The organism is Microbacterium sp. Bi128, from assembly GCF_918698205.1.
This window is the reverse complement of sequence record NZ_CAKKMM010001122.1, coordinates 1-1,685: the sequence shown is the minus strand read 5'-3', so window position 1 is coordinate 1,685 and position 1,685 is coordinate 1. Positions and strand designations below refer to the sequence as shown.

Annotated in this window: 1 protein-coding gene; it reads right to left on the bottom strand. The window is 73.4% G+C overall.

Annotated features, from left to right (window positions below):
- Nucleotides 1-1,685: DNA polymerase III subunit gamma and tau (locus tag LQV45_RS30410; RefSeq protein ID WP_230010954.1), on the bottom strand; the 1,685-nt coding region annotated here is incomplete at both ends.

Genomic DNA, 1,685 nt, shown 5'->3' with positions numbered 1-1,685 from the left:
ACACCCGGCGGCTCGTCGTCGAACGGCGGCGGGGCATCGTCGTCGCCGAAGGGAGGCGGGGCATCGTCGTCGGACGGAGTGTCGACGGATGCCGTCGACCGCCCGGGCGCGCGATCTCGGGGCGGAGCACCCGCCGGGGACGCCGCCGCCGGAGCGGGCGCCTCGGATGCCGGCGCAGGAGATGCCGAGCCGGCTGAGGCCGACGCGGCACCGTCGGGAGCGGTGGACGACGCGGGCGGGGCCGTACCCGGTGAAGCGACGGCGGGCGAGGCGACGCGGGGAGCGGCGGGCGCGACGACACCCGGCGAGGCGATTCCGGGAGAGGCGACCCCGGGAGACGCGACCGTTGGCGAGGCGACGGTCGGCGATGCGACGGTCGGCGGGGCGACCCCGGCGGGTGCAGCCACGCCCGGCGCCGCGACGCGCGGTGCAGCCGGCGCCGCAACGGCGGGCGCCGTTGCGGGCGGAGCCACGCGGGCGGCCGGGGCCTCACGGTTCGGGGCGGGAGGCGCGGTGGACGCAGCCGCCTGCTCGGTGCCGTGCGCCGCCGCCGCGGCGGGTGAGCCCCCCTGCGAGACCCCCGCGTGGGTGAGAACCCGGGCGACGAGGAGCTCGAGTTGCAGACGCGGAGACGTGGCACCGGTCATCTCGTCGAGGGCCGCGACGACGAGATCCGCCGTCCGCGACAGTCGCGCGACACCGAAAGCGGTGGCCTGGCGAGCCATGCGTTCGAGTTCGTCGTCGGGGACTCCGCGCAACACCGCCGAGGCTCCCGCTCCCGTCGCGGCGACGACGATGAGGTCGCGCAGACGCTCGAGCAGGTCGTCGACGAAACGGCGCGGATCCTGACCCGTCTGCACGACGCGGTCGATCGCGGTGAACGCCCCCGCGCCGTCGTGTGCGGCGAAAGCGTCGACGACCTCGTCGAGCAGTTCGGAGTGCGTGTAACCCAGGAGGGCGACGGCCCGCTCGTAGTTCACGAGCACCCGGCCCTCGGCATCCCGATCGGATCCGGCAATGAGCTGATCGAGCAACGAGAGGGTGTCACGCGGTGACCCGCCGCCGGCGCGCACGACGAGCGGGAGCACGCCCGCCTCGACCGCGACGCCCTCGGTCTCGCACAGCTCTTGGACGTACTCGAGCATCGCCGCCGGCGGCACGAGACGGAAGGGATAGTGGTGCGTCCGCGAGCGGATCGTGCCCAGCACCTTCTCGGGCTCGGTCGTGGCGAAGATGAACTTCACGTGCGCGGGGGGCTCTTCGACGAGCTTGAGCAGAGCGTTGAAGCCCTGCTGGGTCACCATGTGCGCCTCGTCGAGGATGAAGATCTTGAAGCGGTCGCGCGCCGGCGCGAAGATCGCGCGTTCGCGCAGGTCGCGCGCGTCGTCGACACCGTTGTGGCTCGCCGCGTCGATCTCGACGACGTCGAGCGAGCCGCCACCGCCGCGACCGAGCTCGACGCAGCTGTCGCACTTCCCGCACGGGGTGTCGGTGGGGCCTTCGGCGCAGTTCAAGCAGCGCGCGAGGATACGGGCCGAAGTCGTCTTGCCGCAGCCGCGCGGACCCGAGAAGAGGTAGGCGTGCCCCACCCGGTCACTGCGCAGGGCGGTCATCAACGGCTCGGTCACTTGCGACTGCCCGATCATCTCGCCAAACGCCTGCGGGCGGTATCGGCGGTACAGGGC